Source organism: Sediminicola luteus (genome assembly GCF_040566555.1).
Lineage (GTDB): Bacteria > Bacteroidota > Bacteroidia > Flavobacteriales > Flavobacteriaceae > Sediminicola.
The window spans coordinates 13,733-33,553 of record NZ_JBEWYP010000003.1 but is presented as its reverse complement, the minus strand read 5'-3'; the positions used below and the strand labels follow the sequence as shown (position 1 = coordinate 33,553).

The window sequence follows — 19,821 nt, the reverse complement described above, 5'->3', positions numbered from 1 at the left end:
ACCAATAGTAATGGAGAGCGATAAAAAAATTCTGAGTATTCCCTTGAGAGTTTCCATGTGCTTTATACTAGTGGGATTCATTTTTAAAATGCTACATTGGCAATTGGCTTCAACCATACTTACCTTAGCTTTTGTAAGTATATTGGTTCTTTATGCATTACGATTTTGGAATAAACCCAAAAAAACCTTTCTCGCATACAATAAATTAATACTCATTTCTTTCTGGGCTATCAATGGACTGATCCAGATGTACCATTTGCCTTTTGCGCTTTATACGCAAATCATACTTGTGATTTCGCTGATCCTTTGGGCCATTTTGGAAGGAACAGCTTATTTTTCCAAAGAAAACAAAAGTAAAAAGTTGAATACAAGTCTTATCATTTGGAACTTGATCATGGTATTGGGCAGTATCGCCATCATGTCTGGTGGATTCTTTATGCTTCTAGAATGGGACTATGCCCTTGCACTTCTGACATTGGGGGTGTTTTTGATTACTATTTATGTCTTTAAAGATGTTTTTGCACAAGAGATAAGGGAAGAGAATTCATAATTGCATCCCACATAATTCACGTGACTTTTTAGCATTTCCTTTATAACAATCACTTTTCCATTCGTTTTGGCTTTCATAATAGTCATCTCTCGTCCTTACTTTGATGGTCTAGATAACGTCGTTTCTTTTTATTGAATTTTCTAAAACCAATTTCACCCCTTTCCAGCAATTTTCCGTTCCTATACCAATACTATATTTCTATTATTTAGAAACTTGCTCTTTAATATGAAGTATGCAAAATTCTATTATTCAACCACTTAACGAATATTTAATCCTTTAAAAGTGTAAGAATATTCTTCTTTTTTTAAAATCGTTTTCTTTATAAAGCCCTACTTATGAAGAAAAAAACTACTTTCTCATTCTTTCTATATGCCTTTTGCATCTTTTGTATTCTATGGTCCATCTATATCATATGTAGCTGTTAATCTTCATACCCCCTACCTAGTAGGATTTTGTTTGTTCAATAAAAAAAGGCACCCTTGGATGGGTGCCTTTTTGTTACATATCTATTTTGGTATTTACATTTTAATTTTTATCGGCTTTAATTCCTTTCCTTCCTTGTCTACTAGCAACACTTCGTCAAATCCCATTTTTTCGAACTGTTCAAATTGGGTGGCAGCATCACCTACCACCAAATATGCCATTTTAGACTCATCCAAATATTTATTCGCCAACTCTTTGTGTTGTTCCAACGTCATTCCTTTTACAATTTGTTCTTCGCCTTCAATATAATTTTTAGGCAAATTGTAATTGCTCATTTCCTGTAACATTCCCAATAAGGAATATTGGGTTTCAAAACGACGGGCGTTGGATTTGATCAAAGCATTTTTAGTGAATTCCAGATCCTCGGCCGTTATTCCATTTTTATATTTGGCAATCTCATTTTTAAAGATTTGAACCGACTCCCCAGTTGTATTGGTCCGCACACTGGACGAAGCTGTAAATGTTCCAGGCACTTTACCGCCATTGAACCCTGATCTGGCCCCATAAGTATACCCTTTTTCTTCTCGTAGAATCATGTTTACAGTTCCAGAAAAAGAACCTCCAAGTTTATAGTTCATCACCTCAGCAGGATAGTAATCCTTATCGGTTCTTGGGAGGGCCAAATAACCAATATTAATAACTGACTGCTTAGCATTGGGTATATCCACAAAATACAGAGACGCCTTGTCCCTTTGGTTAGGTATTGGGAATTCTGGGATATTTACATCTTTGGCAGCCCATTTTGCTTCCAGATCTTTAAGGTTCTCTAAGACTGTTGCCTTATCTATTTTCCCCACCACATTGAATTTACTAATGGATGGTGAAAAGTTTTGGGTATAGAACGCTTTCAAATCGTCTAGGGTAATAGCTTGTATAGAATTCTCGGTACCACTGATTGGGTAACCAAAAATATGGTCATCCCCATATAACAATTTATCGTACACCTTTTCCGCAACTGCATTCGGGTCGGCCTCATTCCTTTTAATACTATTAATGGTCTTGGTTTTAATTCTTGCAAATTCCTCCTGATCCCAACGAGGTTCCATAATTATTTCCTCAATGAGCTTCATTGTTTTTCCAAAATTCCGTGTTAAGGTATTACCCCTGATAACAATGGATTCCTTGGTGGTGTACATATAAATGGAGGCTCCCAATAATTCGATTTCCTCTTCCAATTGCTCCGGAGTTTTCGTGGCTGTACCCTCCATCATAATATCGGTCATTAAATTGGCCACTCCATTTTTGCTTTTGTCATCCAATAAATGTCCGCCCTCTATCACAATACTAAAGTTTACGGTAGGTATTTCATCCTGTTCAATACCATAAACATCTATCCCATTGCTTAATTCAGCAGTCCAGGTAGTGGGAATGGACAAGGCGGGAGCAGTTCCCTGATTTGGCTCAACGGAGCGATTAATCTTTGATGGTGTTTTTACAATTTCCTCTTTGCTGTCTTCAACTACCTTGGTCACATTCTCTTTAATCTCCTCCTCTACTACGGAAGCCTTAATAGAGTTTTCTGCAACCAACTCCATTTTTCCCTTTGGCACAAAACTGGTCATTACAAAAGGTTTGTCTTTGATATAGGTATTGAATACCCGAAGCACATCCTCTTTGGTTACCTTTTTAATGTTTTCTATATCCTGTTCTATAAACCCTGGATCACCGGCAAACACATTGTACTGAGCCAATTGGAATCCTTTCCCCAAGATGCTACTGATACCATTGTAAAATTGGGTTTCCAATCCGGCTTTGATACGCTCAATGTCCCTTTCTGAAACTCCTTCTTTTTCAAAAAGTGCAAAGGCTTCAAAAATTCCGGCTTCTACATCCTTCAGGCTCTTGTCATTATTGGCAGTGATACTTATTTGAAATTCCCCTGCCAGTTCCTGTGCATTATTATAGGCCGTAGTCCTAGAGGTTAGATCCTTTTCCTTTACCAAAATTTTATACAGGGGTGCTTTTTTTCCGTTACCTAGAATTTCTCCCAAGAAATCAAGGGCATAGGCATCTTCCGTATACTGCTGAGGTGTTGGCCAAACCATGTTAAGCTGAGGTGTTTTAGCAAAATTGTCCTCGTGGTACAAACGCTTGGTTTCAGATAGTGTTACAGGTTGTGGGGCCATAGGCACAACTTCCTGACGTCTTTTGATTTCTCCAAAATATTTTTCGATCAATGCTTTTGCTTCTTCAGTTTCAAAATCTCCTGACAAAACCAGGGTGGCATTATTGGGACCATAAAAACGGTCATAAAATTCCTTTACGTCCTCTACGGTCGCATTTTGGAGATCTGCAAGTTCCCCAATTACTTGCCAATTGTAGGGATGCCCTTCCGGATATAAATTTTTGTCCAATACCCAGCCCGTATGCCCATATGGGTTGTTATCCACTCGCTGTCTTTTTTCGTTCTGTACTACTTCCTGCTGGTTGGTAAAGGCCGTTTCTGTCACGGTATTGATCAAATAGCCCATTCGGTCGCTTTCCAGCCACATAATCATTTCCATAGCATTTTTTGGAACCACCTCATAATATACCGTACCATCTTTCCAGGTCCCCCCGTTGAGGGTTCCCCCGGCATCTTGTATTTTTTTGAAGAACTGGTCCTGGCCCACATTCTCCGATTCTTGGAACAACATATGCTCAAACAAATGCGCAAATCCCGTACGTCCCGTTTTTTCTCTATTGGAGCCAACCCCGTATTGGATGGCAAGGGATACTATAGGGTCACTTTTATCTTGATGGAGGACTACATCCAAACCATTGTCCAATTCGTATTTTTCAAAATCGATGGAAAGTCTTGCTGTTTCTTCAACTTTTTTCTCCGTCTTGCAAGAAGTCAAGACAAAACTCATGCCGAGAAATACCAATAAAATTGATTTTAGCTTCATTTTTGATGTCATAAGGTGATTTTTAATTTAGTAGTTCTTAAATATACAATTGTCGATTAATAAAGTTCGATAATTCCCTGTTAAATAGCAGTATACATTTATTTAGGGGACATTTTATCCCAGCCATCCTTCTCTGTCTAGACTTCTATATTGAATTGCTTCTCCAATATTTGCTCCAGTAATTTCCTGGGAATTGTCCAAATCTGCAATGGTCCTTGCCACCTTCAGAATCCTGTCATATGCCCTAGCAGAAAGGTTCAACCGTTCCATGGCATTTTTCAACAAGGTTTTTGAGGCATCGTCCAGTTTGCAATACTGCCTAATATGTTTGGTATTCATCTGTGCGTTGTAATGCACATGTTCCAAACTGTCAAATCTTAGTGTCTGTAATTCCCTTGCAGAGGTAACTCGCTTTCGAATCTCCACACTGCCCTCACCTTTACGCTCTTCCGATAACTTTGCAAAAGGTACCGGTGTCACTTCTATATGAATATCTATCCGATCCAACAAAGGCCCTGATACCTTGCTCAAATACCGCTGCATTTCTGCCGGTGAGGAGGTTACTGGGGCATCGGGATCATTAAAATAGCCACTAGGGCTAGGATTCATACTCGCTACCAGCATAAAACTACTGGGGTATGTCACCGTAAATCGTGCCCTAGAAATGGTGACTTCCCTATCCTCTAAGGGTTGGCGCATTACCTCTAGGACCCCTCGTTTAAATTCAGGAAGTTCATCCAAAAACAGTACTCCGTTATGGGAAAGTGAGATTTCCCCAGGTTGTGGATAGGCGCCCCCTCCTACCAATGCCACATCACTAATGGTATGATGGGGACTCCGAAAGGGACGTTGGTTCATTAAGCCCATATTCTTGATCTTTCCCACCACACTGTGAATTTTGGTGGTCTCCAGGGCTTCATGTAGGGTCATAGGTGGCAAGATGGAAGGCAAACGCTTGGCCAACATGGTCTTCCCTGCTCCAGGGGGACCAATAAGAATGATGTTATGACCTCCTGCAGCTGCTATTTCCATACAGCGCTTAATGCTTTCCTGCCCCTTTACATCTGAAAAATCAAATTCCGGAAAATCTAAGCTCTTATAAAACTCCTCCCTAGTATCTATAATGGTCTGCTCCAAAGGCGATTCACTGTCAAAATAGGCAATAACTTCCTTTATATTTTCTATGCCATATACTTCCAAACCGCTAACAATTGCAGCTTCGCGAGCATTTTCTTTTGGCAGGATAAACCCTTTAAACCCCTCTTCTTTGGCCTTAATGGCTATGGGCAATGCCCCTTTAATAGGTTGTAGGCTTCCATCTAAGGAGAGCTCTCCCATGATAATGTATTTCTCTATGTTTTCTGATTTAATTTGATTGGAGGCAGTTAAAATTCCCAAGGCAAGGGTAAGATCATAGGCCGAACCTTCTTTGCGCATATCGGCTGGAGCCATATTGATGGTGATCTTTTTACCTGGAATTTTATAACCATTGTTCTGTAAGGCAGCGGCAATTCTATAATTACTCTCCTTAATGGCATTATCGGGCAAACCAACCAAATGGTACCCTATGCCCTTGTCAACATTCACCTCAACAACAATAGTGGTGGCCTCCACCCCAAATACTGCGCTTCCGTAAACTTTTGACAACATAAAAAATAGACTTGTTTCTCCCTAAAAGTAATTAAAATTTTTAGGTATCAACTATTTTCGATGAATAGAAGTGTAATTTGTAGCTGTTCTTTCTAAAAAAATTACTTCAATTTTTACTTTCCTTGCGTTTAGTCGGTTGGAAAATCAGAAGGTTTTCAGATGTCTTTTTTATTTCCAATTCATTCATCATCATTTTACGAAATTCGCCATTGATGTACATCTCTGCCTGGTCTTCATAATGAGGACTAAACGGATTTCCTGATTGCCCAGTCGGAAGAATACTTCTGCTGTTTTCGATATCCGAAAAATCTACAATACGTCTGGTTGATGGTCCTGAACTTACCTTATAAAATCTACTGTTATCATAGGGAAACCCCATATTGTTTATTACTTCCCTAGCCCCGATTACTGGAAAAGGTCCCACATTAAAAAAACGCCGCAATAATGCTACCTGTCCGATCGGATGCCCATGTTCCAGTGTATGTACTTTGTCCCATGTCCATTGGATATTATCTTCACCTAAATCTTCTTTCAAAGATGCAATTGCCTCATCAAATGCCAGCCTTACTATGTCTGCTTTTGTTTCTACCTTGTCTTTGGTAAAAATATTATCCCACCAAACGGATGCCGTCTTGGCTGCCAATGGTGCTATGGACCGTTTAATCATATGAGTGGCCAATATCTGTTGGAACATCTCCTCCCCCAATTCGTCCTCTAGGGTGTTTCTAAGGAAGAAATAGACCCATCTGTTGTATATAGTGCCCTCCACACTTTTTAAGGGGTAGCTTCCATCCCAATGCCGCAATAGCTCCAAAACTTCAATTTTTTCTTGGGACAAGAGAGCTATATCCATGGTTTTGACAAGATCCATTACAATACCGGCATCTTCAGAAGAAGTAACATCCAGCATCATGTTTTGGGTGGCGGCCATATCCCAATCATTCCGTGGTTCCAATAATTTTACAATGCGTTTGGCTCTATTCTCCGGTAAGTAATAGCCAGGATATAACATTCCGGCTATGGAGTCTGGTTGGTTATTGGCAGAATACACATAGTTCCAAGGAGGGTTTATGGCTTGTGGATTTTCTTCAAAATCCAGATAACGCAAAATTTCCTGCTCACCAGAAGCTCCATCCATGATGAATTTAGTGTTGGTGCTATTAGGCAACTGGTACAACTTTGCCGTCGCCCACCAAGCCACATTGCCCTTGGCATCCCCATACATGATATTAAGGCCCGGTGCGTGAATATTGGGTAAAGCAGCCTGAAAGTCTTTTATATTCTTAGCATGACTCAGGCCATGAATGGCCTCAAGTACTTTATTCCCTCCTTGCGTGTATATCCATGACATAGCAATGGGGCGTTCTCCCTTGACCTGGTCCGCTATCCCATTTAATATAGGTCCGTGCTTGGATTTTTTAAATGTAAAGGTAATGTCTTCTCCGTCCTTTACCTTGATCGTTTTATTGAAGGTCTCATACTTTTCCCAACCTTCATTTGTTTTATATAAGGTACTGTCCGAAGGATGGGTTTCTTCGTAATAAAAGTCCACGTCATCATTTTCGAACATGGTAATCCCGTAGGCCAATGTTCTGTCATGTGCCAAAAGCGGGAATGGGATTCCGGCCATATGATATCCATATTTCTCATAGGTAGGTGTGCTTATGTGCGCCTCATACCAAACCGAAGGTTGTGCAAATCCAATATGCGGGTCATTTGCTAGGATCACTTTACCGTTTTTTGTCTTTTGGGGCGCTATAACCCAACTATTGCTCCCAATAAACTGTGGAAAGGGCAAATTCTTCAAGGAATTCTCCAACAAGGCTACTACCCTGTTCTGAATAGAATCTGAGGACTTGGCTTTAAAATTTTTTATCCATTCCGTATCGGCATCAACCCCAACCTCCAAATCCACCAAATAAGGCATCCCTAATTTGTCCTTGATATTGGTCAACAATGGGTCTGTTTTATGGGCCATGGCAAAACTAAAAGCCATATACCCAACTGTGTTATAGATATCTTTAATTTGGAAACTTTGTTTTTGGAGTCCTGTTAGGTAAAATTCCACAGGGGTCGGCCCTTTTTCTATAAACTGGTTTACCCCATCTAAATAGGCCTCTGCCAATTGATTCGCTTCGGAGTTTTTATCCAGGGCGGAAACAGCCCTTGCAGAGGCATCGCCTATCCCCAAGGAGAGAAAAAACTTGTCCGTCTCCACCATATCTTCTCCAAAGACCTCAGATAGGCCTCCGGTACCAATCCTTCTTAAAAGTTCCATTTGCCACAAACGATCTTGGGCATGCACATATCCCAAAGCCCTGATGGCATCTAGTTCATTGGAAGCATAAATATGGGGAATCCCATAGGTATCAAAATAAACGGAGACCGATTCAGAAATACCCTTAAGCTGCTTCTTCCCTTTGTAATCTGGTCTCAGTGTTTGGATAAAAATTATCAAGGCCAGGGCCAATACCCCCAAAACAAATAAGATAATTGCTAAAACATTTTTGGTTCTATTCACTTCCAATTTTTTATGGAATGAAAGATAGCCCTAATTTGAAGAAATAAAAAAGCTGCCAAATGGCAGCCTTTTTATTATTTGGTTTGAAATGATTATGTTCCTATTCCATAACCGTAAATTCTATCTGGGAGCTGTGGAATACCTTATGGGTCTGCTTCTTGAAATCCTCTGGCTTGGCATAAAATATATTTTTCACAAATGTCTGTGGATTAATATCTATATATGGAAACCAGGTGCTTTGAATCTGGATTTGGATCTTGTGCCCTTTTTTAAAGGTATGCATCACGTCCTGTAGCTTAATATTTACAGCCGTTTCCTTATTGGGCACAAATGCTTCCGGCTTTGAAAAATCGTTTCTATAACGTCCTCTAAGCACTTCGCTTCGAACCATTTGATGGTAGTTGCTCATTTTTAAATACTCCTGCGTTTCCTCGTAATCAGGATGGTCGGCAGGGTATACATCAATCAACTTAACTACCCAATCTGCATCTGTGCCAGTGGTGGCAACTTTCAATTTCGCCATAATATCCCCGGCCAAGGTCACGGGATTTTCCAAGGCATCGGTTTCAAAAACCAACACATCGGGCCTACGCGCAGCAAAACGCTGGTCATCTGTCATATACTTCCTAGGGGTGAATACAACCTTGATATCCTCTGTATAGGGAACCGGTTTTTTAGGGTCACTAAGGAATTCCTCGGCAGTATCCCCTTTTACTTCATTTTGTCCCAAATCTTGGTTTGGCTGCAGGTAATAGGATTCTTTTTTGGTATTTTTTGGTGGCCACGCATCAAACTGTTTCCAATCCTTGGTGCCAGTGTCGAACACATAGGCTTCTGGAAGTTCAGTTCCCTGCTCGCCTTCGCCTTTTAAGAAGTGATTGAAAAATTTACTTTCAATGTTTTCTTGAAAGAACTTGGAAATATCATCTCCAAAGTAGACATTCCCAATGGCTTGTCTTTTGTTGTTCTTTGCCCAATCTCCATGACTCCATGGACCCATTACGATGGTATTGTAATTGGAATTTTGTTTTTCTATGGTACTATAAGTGGTCAGTGGACCATATAGATCCTCGGCATCAAACCATCCACCAACAACCATTACGGCAGGCTTAATATTTTCTAAATGCTGAATGATCCCTCTCTTCTGCCAGAATTCATCGTAATCTGGATGCTCTTTCAATTGCTGCCAAAACACGTTGTCCTCTTTATAGTATTTATCCAAATTGGAAAGAGGTCCATTATCCAAAAAGAACTGGTACTGATCCTGTGTCCCAATCTCTGGATAGGTATACCATTCCTCTTTGGTAGGTGTATCCTTCATATAGCCAAATACGGAAGTAGCCCTCCAATAACTCAACAAATAGGCACCGTTATGGTGAAAATCATCAAAATAAAAATCGCCTATGGGCGCTTGAGGCGATACCGCCTTTAATGCCGGATGGGCATCCAGCAAGGAATAGGTAGAATAGAACCCGGGATACGAAATCCCCCATATCCCAACATTACCATTATTATTGGCAACGTTTTTTACCAACCAGTCAATCGAATCGTAGGTATCTGAGGCCTCATCCGTCTCTCCTTCTTTTTTATTGGGAATATAGGCCCGCATATTATCATAAACGCCCTCACTGTTCCATCTTCCCCTTACATCCTGATAGACCACAATATTCCCTTCCATCATCATTTTCACGTTGGGACCTATCTGTGTTTTAAATTCATCAGCTCCATAGGGCTTACAGCTATATGGGGTACGTTGAAAAAGGATAGGATATTTTTTAGAGGTGTCTTTGGGAGAATATATGGTGGTATGTAATTTGATTCCATCCCGCATAGTAATGGTCACTTCCTTTTTGGTATAATGGTCCTTGGCCTTATACGTTTCTAACGAGGCCGTTTTGGCGTCCCCCGGCATCTCTTTTTCCAGTACTTTGACATTTCTACAGGAAACGGCCATGAATATGGCAAAAAGAAGGATCAGATGTTTTCTCATTAGTTGATGGCTTTAGTTTGGTTAAACGGATTTTCTGGTTGTAAGGACCTGTAGTTTTTTAAACCGGTTTTCAACCAATTTAAATAGGTGTCCTTGTCTGTATATTGGATGGAAGAGTTAAGAACTTCCAAATCTGGTGTGAGCAATACATAATAGGGCTGGGAAGCCGCATTAAAGTTTAGGGTTTGGAAGGTACCCCATTTTTCACCTACTGTTTTAATGGTCTTCACCCTTCCGGATTCAAATTTAAAATCGAACTGCCCATCTTCAGGTAAGGGTTTCCGATCGTCTATGTAAAGGGAAATCAATACATAATCCTCTTTTAACAAAGGATAAATATCAGGTTCGCTCCATACGTTTTCTTCCATTTTACGACAGTTGACACAGGCCCACCCAGTAAAATCCAATAAAATAGGCTTATTGACTTCTTGGGCATAAGCCAATCCCTCATCAAAATCTTTAAAACAATTTATTCCCAAGGGACAATCGCTCTCCTGTTCAAAAACACTATAGAACTCTGGCGGAGGGAAGCCACTCAAAAGTTTTAGGTCGGTCACCTTGGCCAATCCCAAGATTAAATAAAGCGAAAATGCTCCACTCAAAAGGGCAACACCCAATCTGGTTTTGGATAATTTTTGTTTGGGACCATCATGTGGAAAACGGAACATTCCAAAAAGATATAAAGTCATCAGCAAAAATAATAGGATCCAAATTCCCAAAAATATTTCCCTTTTAAAAATCCCCCAATTCCCTACCAAATCGGCATTGGACAGGAATTTAAAGGCCAGTGCCAGTTCTAAAAAGCCAAGCACCACTTTTACCGTGGTCATCCATCCTCCCGATTTAGGAAGTGAATTCAACCATGCGGGAAATAGGGCAAAAAGGGCAAAAGGCAGGGCCAGAGCAACTCCAAAGCCCAACATACCTATAGTTAAATTAGTAGCAACATCCCCATCTGCCAGGGCCGTACTTCCCAATAACCCTCCAAGAATGGGGCCGGTACAGGAAAAGGATACAATAGCTAGGGTAACAGCCATGAAAAAGATACCAAAACCACCACCTACTTTAGAAGAGGCAGAATCCATCTTATTGGCCCATGAACTAGGAAGTGTCAATTCGTAATACCCAAAAAAGGAGAACGAAAAGAAGATGAAAATCAAAAAGAAAAATAGATTTAGCCAGACATTGGTAGCTATGGTATTCAAGATCTGCGAATCTACAGAATCAAACAAATGAAATGGTAAACTGAGAAGGAAATAGATCAGAACAATAAAGAAGCCATATAACAGGGCGTTGGTGATACCTTTAGCCTTGGGTTGTGATTGTTTGGTAAAAAAAGATACCGTCAATGGGATCATTGGAAATACACAAGGTGTCAACAAGGCTATGAGGCCTCCCAGAAATCCAAGTCCAAAAATCATCCATAGACTGGTTCCCATATCCATACCTTCTGAATCGCCATTCAATAAATTCTTGTTCTTAAGGTCCAGCACTAAGGCTTCACTGAGAGCCTGACTTCGTTGGTCCACCGTTTTTTCATTCACCACCACGGTCTTACCGCTCAGGGAAATATTAAAAACTTCATCCTTGGAAATACATACTTCCTTACAAATTTGATAGAATAAACCAACTTCCAATTGGTCTACACTGGGATCTATCAATTTGATACGCTGTGTGAACAGTGCTTTGTTTTTAAAGAAAATCTCGTCCACTCCAAAGATATCACTGTATTCCCTTACCGTTTTTCCTTCCTTGGGCTCCCCGATCAATTCATAGAGATCGCCAGCCTCTTCAAAGGTAAATTCACTTTGCAGTGGACCACCTTCCGGGGTAAACTGGGAGTAAATATGCCACCCTTCCATGATATCCCCTTTAATGACCAGATCATACTCGGTATCTGATATCTTTTTCACCTCATAGGACCAAACTACTGGATTATCCTCTGTTTGGGCAAAAACCGATGTAAGTGTTAGCAATACTATAATCCCGGTAATAAACTTCTTCATTCCTGTATACTGATTTTTAATATCATTTTTGTGCTGTCGGTAACCTTAAACCGATCATCCCCTCTTTTTCCCATGATCCAAACTACATTGTCATCGGAGCACAGCAGCCATTGTTTTTCCTTGGAAATCTGGTCCATTTTTATGTCCTTAAAAAACTTGGACACCTTTTTACTTCCACGCATGCCAAAAGGATAAAAATAGTCTCCTTTTCTCCATTTTCTTACCGTCAGGGGATACTTTAACGTTTCTTTATCTACATAAAGTATGGTATTGCCCGTCTCTTCGATTTTATCGACTATATCTAAAGACATTTTTAAAGGCTCCTCTAACCTTTTGTCTTCTTCGTTTATCGCATATTCCATCCCTGTGGAAATGGAGATTTCCTCTAGTAGCAAATATTCCCTATGCTTTAACAGTCTATGGGTTTTGGAACGAACCTCTTTGCCTCCCATTGCTGTCAACAAGGATAATACGTCATTCCATTCCATAAAACCGTACTCATTGAGCAACGCATATAAATATCCCTCTATAGGATTTAATTTCATTAATTCTGAAATGGAAATTTTAATGACCTCGTTGTCCCTATTAAAAAGCTGCTCTTTTATTTGGTTTATATGGTCTTCGGCAATTCCTGAGGTCTGCCTCAAAAAATGTTGTGTCTGCTTAAAGTTAGTAAGGAAAGTAGGATGCAATTCCTTAAGAAGAGGAACAATTTGATGTCTTATCTTATTCCTGAGATATTTGGTCTCTTGGTTGGAAAGATCCTCCCGCCATTCCAGGTTCCTTTCTTTGGCATAGGCCTCTAATTGAACCCTCGAATATTTCAACAAGGGTCTTGAAATACTTGCCGTTTTTTCGGGAATTCCAGTAAGTCCGTCTATGCCCGTTCCCCTGGAAAGGTTGATAAGAAAAGTTTCCAGGTTATCATCTGCATGATGTGCCGTAACCAAAGTCGACCAGCCTTTTTGCTCCATTAATCCTTGGAACCAATCATAGCGTAGCTCACGCGCAGCCATTTGAAGGGAAACTTTGTTTTTGTTCATGTAATTCACTGTATTAAAGATAATTACATAAAATTCTTTATCTAATTCTGCGGCCAATTTTTTTACAAAAGCCTCATCCCCATCACTGGCATCTCCCCTTAAGTTAAAATTACAATGGGCCAATGCAAAATCCAAGCCAGCACCATGGCATAAGTGGGTAAGAACCACGCTATCGAGGCCTCCACTGCAAGCCAATAAAAACTTCCCTTCCCGTAGGTGGGGAAAAGATGTATTGATATGATTATTGAATTCCTCTAGCACGCCGTAAATGTACTCAAAGTTGCAGCGCCAACCAATTATTGATGTGCCCCAGCATTTCTTTACTGCAAAGGTCCTTGTGCAATTCATGGTAGCCCCCTTCCAGGAGTTTAAGGGTAGTAGTGCTGGCATTTTCATGAAAGGCCACGGTTCCCCTATGATCGATTATTTGATCTCCAGTTCCATGCAACAACAAAGTATTTACCGTTAACAAATTGCTGTTTGCAATAGCCCATTCCCCAGCGTCCATAACGGGAAAAGAAAACATTGGACTCACCTTATCATGTACCATCGGATCATTCTTATATCGTTCAACCTCTTCTGGGATTCGTGAAATACCTTCGGGATCCAATCCTGAGGGTAGAGTAATAGACGGGTAGATACTCAGCATTGCCTTTCCCAAGATCATTTTCCACTTTGGAGGCTTAAATGCCAAACGAAGATAGGGACTTGTTGCAATGACGCCCTTAACGTGGTGTTTCCTTCTTAAAACGTAATTTAAAACCAGATTGCCCCCCATGCTATGTCCGTAAAGGAATAGGGGTTTGGCGGGATAAAGTGATTGTGCCCGTTCGATGACCAACGCCAAGATATCCAGTAAGGCCTCGTAATTTGGGCAGTGACCCCTTTTGCCCCCAGATTGTCCATGACCTATATTATCATAGGCTACCACCGCAAGTCCTGCATTCTCAAGCTGAGGGATCACTTCTGGCAAATACCGCCTGTAGTGCTCTCCAAATCCATGGCATAGTACAACTACCCCCAAGATCTCTTGGGGTTGGGTACACATCACAGCAATTTTATATTTTTGAAATGGAAGGAAGTATTCTTGGTGCATGGTAATTCGGGCTTGAATCTAAAAATAAACAAATATTTGGTAAGGCAACCTACCTATTTACACTAGCCTTCCAGGACCACCCGCATCGCCTTAGCCTTTAATAGACATTCCTCATACTCCTTTTCAGGGGATGCCTTTGCCGTAATGGCACTGCCCACTGAGAAGGAAACATATCTTTTGGAGGAATTGTACAGGATGCTTCTGATAATCACATTAAAATCAAAATCCCCTTCTGGTGTAAAATAACCTACAGCGCCACTGTAAAGGCCTCGTTTGGTGGCTTCCAATTCTTCTATGATTTTCATAGCCGAAACTTTTGGGGCGCCTGTCATACTGCCCATGGGAAAGGTTTCTTTGATAATATCCACCGGATTCTTCCGTGCGTCCACAGTGGCAGTAATAGTGGAAATCATTTGATGGACCTGTTCAAAAGAATATACCTTACAGAGCTCCTCAACTACTACACTCCCTTTTAGCGCACTTTTGGAGAGGTCGTTTCGCACCAGGTCCACAATCATTATATTTTCTGCCCTTTCTTTTGGGTCATTTTCCAAAAGGAGCTTCAATTGCTCATCTTCTTTTGGCTCCGAAGACCGTTTTGCAGTTCCCTTGATGGGCTGGGAAATAATTTTAGTTCCCTGTTTTTTAATATAGCGTTCGGGAGACGCGGATAGGGCAAATACATCTTTGAATTTTAAAAACGTAGCGAATGGGGGCTTGGAAATAGCATTCAGTTTTTGAAAGGTCAGCAAGGGATCAATACAAGTGTCCTCTAGATAAAATTCTTGACAAAAATTAGCCTCATAAATATCTCCCCTATAAATACGTGCCAAAAGCTGCTGTACTCTTTTAAAATAATCATCCTTAAAAATTCGCAGTTTTATGCGAATAGAAGTATCGGCCGGCGATTCGGAATTATTTAATAGGGATTGATTGGTAATGGCTTTGAAATCTTCCTCTATCTCATCAGCCACCATATTTAGATAACAAAAATTAACTTGGTCTCCCTGAAAACGTATGATGCGCTTGGGTTGAAAAAAATGCATATCTGCAAAGCCAAGGCCATCAAAATTTGATGAGGAGAGTTGTTCCACATCATTTTTCAGGTCATAGGACAAGTACCCGAAGAGCCAATCCTTGCTGCCATCCTGATATGTTTTTAGCTCCTCAAAAGCATTGTGATAATCGGTAACTATTGACGTTAGTGCATCGGCGGCCAAAAGCCCGTCAAAGGAGCTATATTCCCCTATATGGTCATTACTATCCAACCATACGACCTCATAGAACTGTTGCGCCCATTTTAATAAGGCTTCCTTAAATTTAGGGAGATCAGCTACTGTAAAATTGACTTCTGTACGCAAGAATTTGCTATAAGGTTTTTAAAAAATCTGCTAAGGCCACTTGGTGTCCAGCTTTCAATTCCCCATCTAAAATTCCCTTCTCGGGATCAAAATTATCATTGAAAGAAGGCAGGGAAAAAGTGGTCATAATTTCGCCTCCAAATCGGGGAAGTGTGTCTTTTACGTAGGTCAGAGAGGAAATAGCGCCTCTTCTTCCTGGGGATGTGGACATTAGAAATATTTTCTTGTCTTCCAAAAAGCGTTTGTCTACCCGTGACAACCAATCCATTAAATTTTTAAAATAGGCGGAGGGTCCGCTGTTGTGTTCATTGACAGAAATTATCAACCCATCAGCATTTTTAATATCTTTTTGTAAGGCCACAACATCCTCGGGATAACCATTGTTCTTCTCAGTATCCGCGCTGTACATGGGTACCGGAAAACTGGAAAGATCCATTACTTTAACCTCGTTTTGTTGTATTAAACCTGAAGTATATTTCACCAATTTAAAATTAATTGATGTGGATGAATTACTCCCTGCAAATGCCAAGATGGTAGCCATGGAATTTTTTTATTTACGAAAATACCCTAAAATAGGCACACGTGCGAGTTTTTTAGCTAATTTTGCACTCGGAAACATCCAAACACCCTGTTTAACAAGTATATAGGGTAATTGATATTCGTGACTTAAATGAAAAACAATAAGTACCGCTTATACTTTGTAGACGCCATGCGCGCATGGGCCATTCTTATGATGTTACAAGGACATTTTGTAGATGGACTTTTAGACAACGCTTACAGGGACAATTCCAATCTAGCCTTTTCCATTTGGCAATATTTTAGGGGAATTACCGCTCCGGTTTTCTTTACCGTATCCGGTTTTATCTTCACGTATTTATTGGTAAGGGGAGATCAACAGGGCTTTGATAACCCTAGGGTCAAGAAAGGAATAAAAAGAGGTCTTCAATTATTGTTGATTGGTTATATTCTTAGACTCAATCTTTTTGGATTGGTCAGAGGGGAAATCTATAGTTCTTTCTATCTGGTAGATGTTTTGCATTGTATTGGATTATCCATTTTGGGTATCATTGGGATCTATTTGTTTTCCAGTACAAAAAAGAAATTCGTGCTTCCATTGATCCTGTTTGCCACCACTATCGTTCTCTTTGTATTGGAGCCACAGTATAAAATCATGGATCATATATACTTGCCGGAGATGTTGGCGAATTATTTCACCAAAGCAAACGGTTCTGTATTCACTATTTTCCCATGGTTCGGATATGCTACCTTTGGGGCTTTCCTATCATTAATTTTCACCCGATTTAAGGACTATAAGCACCTATACCCAGTAGCGATAACTACCGCATTTGTCGCTGGATTAAGTCTTGTCTTTTATTCTTCGCCTTTTGTCAATTATTTGGCTCAGACCACCGGGCTTCAATTATTTGCAGACCTTTACAAAAACAACTACCTCTTTATCAGGCTAGGAAACGTACTTGTTGTATTTGGAGTATTCATGACCCTTAGAAGGTTTATGATGAACAGTACAGTTCTAAAAATTGGTTCCAGCACCCTATCAATATACATATCACACTTCGTTATTTTATATGGTAGTTTAACGGGATTAGGTTTTTATGCCTTCTTACATCATTCCCTCTCCCCTTACATTGTAGTACCGGGAGCACTTATTTTTATGGTTGCCTGTGTTTACACCGCCTTAAAATATGAGGACAACAAGGTTGCCATTAAAGCTAAGGCCGGGGAATTGGTACAACAGCTCTCTACCAATGCAGAACCTTGGATAGCCTTCTCCTTTAGATTGATCAAGGATACCTTGTTTAGATTAAGGGTAACCGTTATCAAGCTATTTAGATTGGCTAAAAATTAAGCATCCACTATTTACACTGGTTCACTTTCCATTACTTTTGCGCCCTAAATCATAATTATGAGCGAGAAGAAAGCTTACGCGCCTATAGCCGTAAAATTGGAAAAAGATAAAAGGTATGGCTGGTGTACCTGTAGCCATAGCAGCAATCAACCCTTTTGCGATGGTTCACACAAGGCACATAACGCAACCCCTTCTATGGGCTTTGCTGTGGAGGAAGAAAAAACAGCCTTTCTCTGTACTTGTAAACAGACCAAGAATCCACCCTATTGCGACGGATCACATAAGAACTAACAAAAAATCCCATCAAGTAACTTGATGGGATTTTTTAATTGGGTAATGTTTGTTTTAAATATGCAGTGCCCGGTCATCTGTAGCGGCCAAGGCAGCTTCTTTGACAGCTTCCGCATAGGTTGGATGTGCATGACTCATTCTAGAAATGTCTTCGGCAGAGGCTCTAAATTCCATCGCGGTGACCGCTTCTGCAATTAGATCCGCAACACGGGCTCCTATCATATGGACACCCAATACTTCATCCGTTTTTTTATCTGCAAGGATCTTAACAAATCCGTCTATATCCATACTAGCTCTAGCGCGACCTAAAGCCCTCATTGGAAATTGTCCCACCTTAAAGTCGATCCCAGCTTCTTTTAACTCCTCTTCCGTTTTACCTACAGCAGCCACTTCTGGCCAGGTATAAACAACACCAGGAATCAAATTATAATCGATGTGTGGTTTTTGTCCGGCCATAATCTCAGCTACCAAAGTCCCCTCTTCTTCTGCCTTATGGGCCAACATAGCTCCTCTGACCACATCTCCAATGGCATAGATATTGGAAACATTGGTCTGTAAATGATCGTTCACGGCTACTCTGCCCCTCTCATCCAATTTTACGCCGGCTGCATCCAAGTTCAATCCGGCAGTATATGGGCTACGCCCTACCGCTACCAAACAATAATCGGCCGTAAAAGTTACTTCTTCTCCTTTTTTGTCATCCGCCTTTACAATCACTTCGTCACCTTTCCTTTCGACGGATTTAACTTTGTGCGACGTATTAATCTTCATTTTCTGCTTTTTAAGAACTTTGGTCAGTTCTTTGGAAAGCGCTCCGTCCATTCCTGGGATAATGCGGTCCATAAATTCCACAACGGTCACTTCAGAACCCAATCTTTTATACACTTGTCCCAATTCAAGACCAATAACCCCACCGCCTATGACAATCATATGCTTCGGAATTTCCTTTAGTTTTAAAGCTTCTGTAGAGGTTATTACCCTTTCCTTATCTAATTTGATAAACGGTAAGGTAGATGGTTTAGATCCAGTTGCGATAATGATATTCTTAGCCTCTATGGTCTCTGACTTACCATCGCTTTTTTCGATGTTTATATGGGTGGCATCCTTAAAGCTCCCCATTCCTTCAAATACATCGATCTTGTTTTTATCCATCAAAAACTGTATCCCTTTGGTGGTTTGATCCACGACGGATTGTTTTCTAGAAATCATTTTCTCCAAGTTCACTCTTATCTCCCCAGGTATCTCAATACCATGCTCCTCAAAGTGCTTTACTGCATCTTCATAGTGATGGGATGAATCCAACAATGCCTTAGAAGGTATACAACCTACATTAAGACAAGTACCTCCCAAAGTAGAGTACTTTTCTATAATTGCTGTTTTCATTCCTAATTGTGCGCAACGTATCGCTGCAACATATCCTCCTGGGCCTGAACCAATAATGGCTACGTCGTATGAACTCATATATATCCTTGATTTTTTAAAACATCACAAAATTAGTATTAATTTCTGGTTTAGAAACCCTGTAGCTTCCAAACTTCTGTTATTAATGGGGTGCTAGATAGGAATTGCTGTGGTATGCTTAACTTCTGTAATGACAAAAGAGCTCTGGGTACTCCCTATATGATTGATGGCCGTAAGCTTAGCCACCATGAAGTCCCTATATGCCTCCATATCACTAACATGAATTTTTAAAATATAGTCGTAATCCCCGCTGATGTGATAGCACTCCACCACCTCCTGAAGCCTTAGAACTTCCCGCTCGAACTGGGTTACGAATTCTTTGGTGTGTTGTACCAATTTCACATGGCAGAGCACCACGAACGACTTGTTCACCTTTTTTTTATCCACCAGGGCCACATACTTTGTAATGCAACCTGTCTTTTCCAATCGCTTGATACGCTCGTAAACAGCTGTAACTGAAAGATTCAACTGGTTTGCATATTCCTTGGTGGTCTTTTTACTGTCTTGCTGTAAAAGACCCAATAATCTCACATCAATTTCGTCAAATTTCATCCTGATTCTTATTCATGATTTGGTTCGCTGATCCACAATAAACAACTTTAAAATCTAATAAA

At 40.4% G+C, this 19,821-nt stretch carries 14 protein-coding genes; 3 read left to right on the top strand and 11 right to left on the bottom strand.

Going from position 1 to position 19,821, the window contains the following annotated elements; translation table 11 throughout:
- Nucleotides 1–10: 10 nt before the first annotated feature.
- Entirely contained in the window at nucleotides 11–550 is a 540-nt protein-coding gene (locus tag ABXZ32_RS06415) for a hypothetical protein (protein WP_354617844.1), read from the top strand.
- Nucleotides 551–1,068: 518 nt separating this feature from the next.
- Here ABXZ32_RS06415 and ABXZ32_RS06410 read toward each other — a convergent pair.
- From ABXZ32_RS06410 to ABXZ32_RS06370, 9 genes are all read right to left on the bottom strand, one after another.
- Nucleotides 1,069–3,885, bottom strand: a complete 2,817-nt coding sequence (locus tag ABXZ32_RS06410; RefSeq protein WP_408016944.1) for a M16 family metallopeptidase — start codon at nucleotides 3,883–3,885, stop codon at nucleotides 1,069–1,071.
- Between the two features lie 150 nt (nucleotides 3,886–4,035).
- The gene (locus tag ABXZ32_RS06405) at nucleotides 4,036–5,571 is read right to left on the bottom strand and encodes a YifB family Mg chelatase-like AAA ATPase (protein ID WP_354617842.1); all 1,536 of its coding nucleotides are present in this window, start codon (nucleotides 5,569–5,571) and stop codon (nucleotides 4,036–4,038) included.
- Nucleotides 5,572–5,677: 106 nt separating this feature from the next.
- The gene (locus tag ABXZ32_RS06400; RefSeq protein ID WP_354617841.1) at nucleotides 5,678–8,092 is read right to left on the bottom strand and encodes a penicillin acylase family protein; all 2,415 of its coding nucleotides are present in this window, start codon (nucleotides 8,090–8,092) and stop codon (nucleotides 5,678–5,680) included.
- 100 nt (nucleotides 8,093–8,192) lie between these two features.
- Entirely contained in the window at nucleotides 8,193–10,082 is a 1,890-nt protein-coding gene (locus ABXZ32_RS06395; protein WP_408016812.1) for a CocE/NonD family hydrolase, read from the bottom strand.
- Nucleotides 10,082–12,088, bottom strand: coding sequence for a protein-disulfide reductase DsbD family protein (locus ABXZ32_RS06390; protein WP_354617840.1), 2,007 nt, complete (start codon nucleotides 12,086–12,088; stop codon nucleotides 10,082–10,084). The genes ABXZ32_RS06395 and ABXZ32_RS06390 overlap by 1 nt, the downstream gene beginning before the upstream one ends.
- Nucleotides 12,085–13,479, bottom strand: a complete 1,395-nt coding sequence (gene tilS, locus ABXZ32_RS06385) for a tRNA lysidine(34) synthetase TilS (protein WP_354617839.1) — start codon at nucleotides 13,477–13,479, stop codon at nucleotides 12,085–12,087. The genes ABXZ32_RS06390 and tilS overlap by 4 nt, the downstream gene beginning before the upstream one ends.
- Nucleotides 13,406–14,227 (bottom strand): alpha/beta hydrolase, encoded by an 822-nt coding sequence (locus ABXZ32_RS06380; RefSeq protein WP_354617838.1) that lies wholly within the window; start codon nucleotides 14,225–14,227, stop codon nucleotides 13,406–13,408. Before ABXZ32_RS06380 ends, tilS begins: the two co-directional genes overlap by 74 nt.
- Before the next feature lie 62 nt (nucleotides 14,228–14,289).
- On the bottom strand, nucleotides 14,290–15,588 hold the full coding sequence (locus ABXZ32_RS06375) for an anthranilate synthase component I family protein (RefSeq protein ID WP_354617837.1): 1,299 nt from the start codon (nucleotides 15,586–15,588) through the stop codon (nucleotides 14,290–14,292).
- A 7-nt stretch (nucleotides 15,589–15,595) separates the two neighbouring features.
- Nucleotides 15,596–16,129: an NADPH-dependent FMN reductase gene (locus tag ABXZ32_RS06370; protein ID WP_354617836.1), complete on the bottom strand. Its 534-nt coding sequence runs from the start codon at nucleotides 16,127–16,129 to the stop codon at nucleotides 15,596–15,598.
- Between the two features lie 129 nt (nucleotides 16,130–16,258).
- On the opposite strand from ABXZ32_RS06370, the gene ABXZ32_RS06365 reads away from it, so the two are divergent.
- Both ABXZ32_RS06365 and ABXZ32_RS06360 read left to right on the top strand, forming a co-directional pair.
- Nucleotides 16,259–17,455: a heparan-alpha-glucosaminide N-acetyltransferase domain-containing protein gene (locus ABXZ32_RS06365; protein ID WP_354617835.1), complete on the top strand. Its 1,197-nt coding sequence runs from the start codon at nucleotides 16,259–16,261 to the stop codon at nucleotides 17,453–17,455.
- Between the two features lie 57 nt (nucleotides 17,456–17,512).
- Complete coding sequence (locus tag ABXZ32_RS06360) at nucleotides 17,513–17,746, top strand: CDGSH iron-sulfur domain-containing protein (RefSeq protein ID WP_354617834.1); 234 nt, start codon at nucleotides 17,513–17,515, stop codon at nucleotides 17,744–17,746.
- 54 nt (nucleotides 17,747–17,800) lie between these two features.
- Here the strand turns inward: ABXZ32_RS06360 and lpdA are convergent, their stop codons facing one another.
- Nucleotides 17,801–19,207 carry a dihydrolipoyl dehydrogenase gene (gene lpdA / locus ABXZ32_RS06355; protein WP_354617833.1) on the bottom strand — a complete coding sequence of 469 codons (1,407 nt, stop codon included), beginning with the start codon at nucleotides 19,205–19,207 and terminating at the stop codon, nucleotides 17,801–17,803.
- Between the two features lie 93 nt (nucleotides 19,208–19,300).
- Nucleotides 19,301–19,759, bottom strand: coding sequence for an Lrp/AsnC family transcriptional regulator (locus ABXZ32_RS06350; protein ID WP_354617832.1), 459 nt, complete (start codon nucleotides 19,757–19,759; stop codon nucleotides 19,301–19,303).
- Between the last annotated feature and the right edge of the window lie 62 nt (nucleotides 19,760–19,821).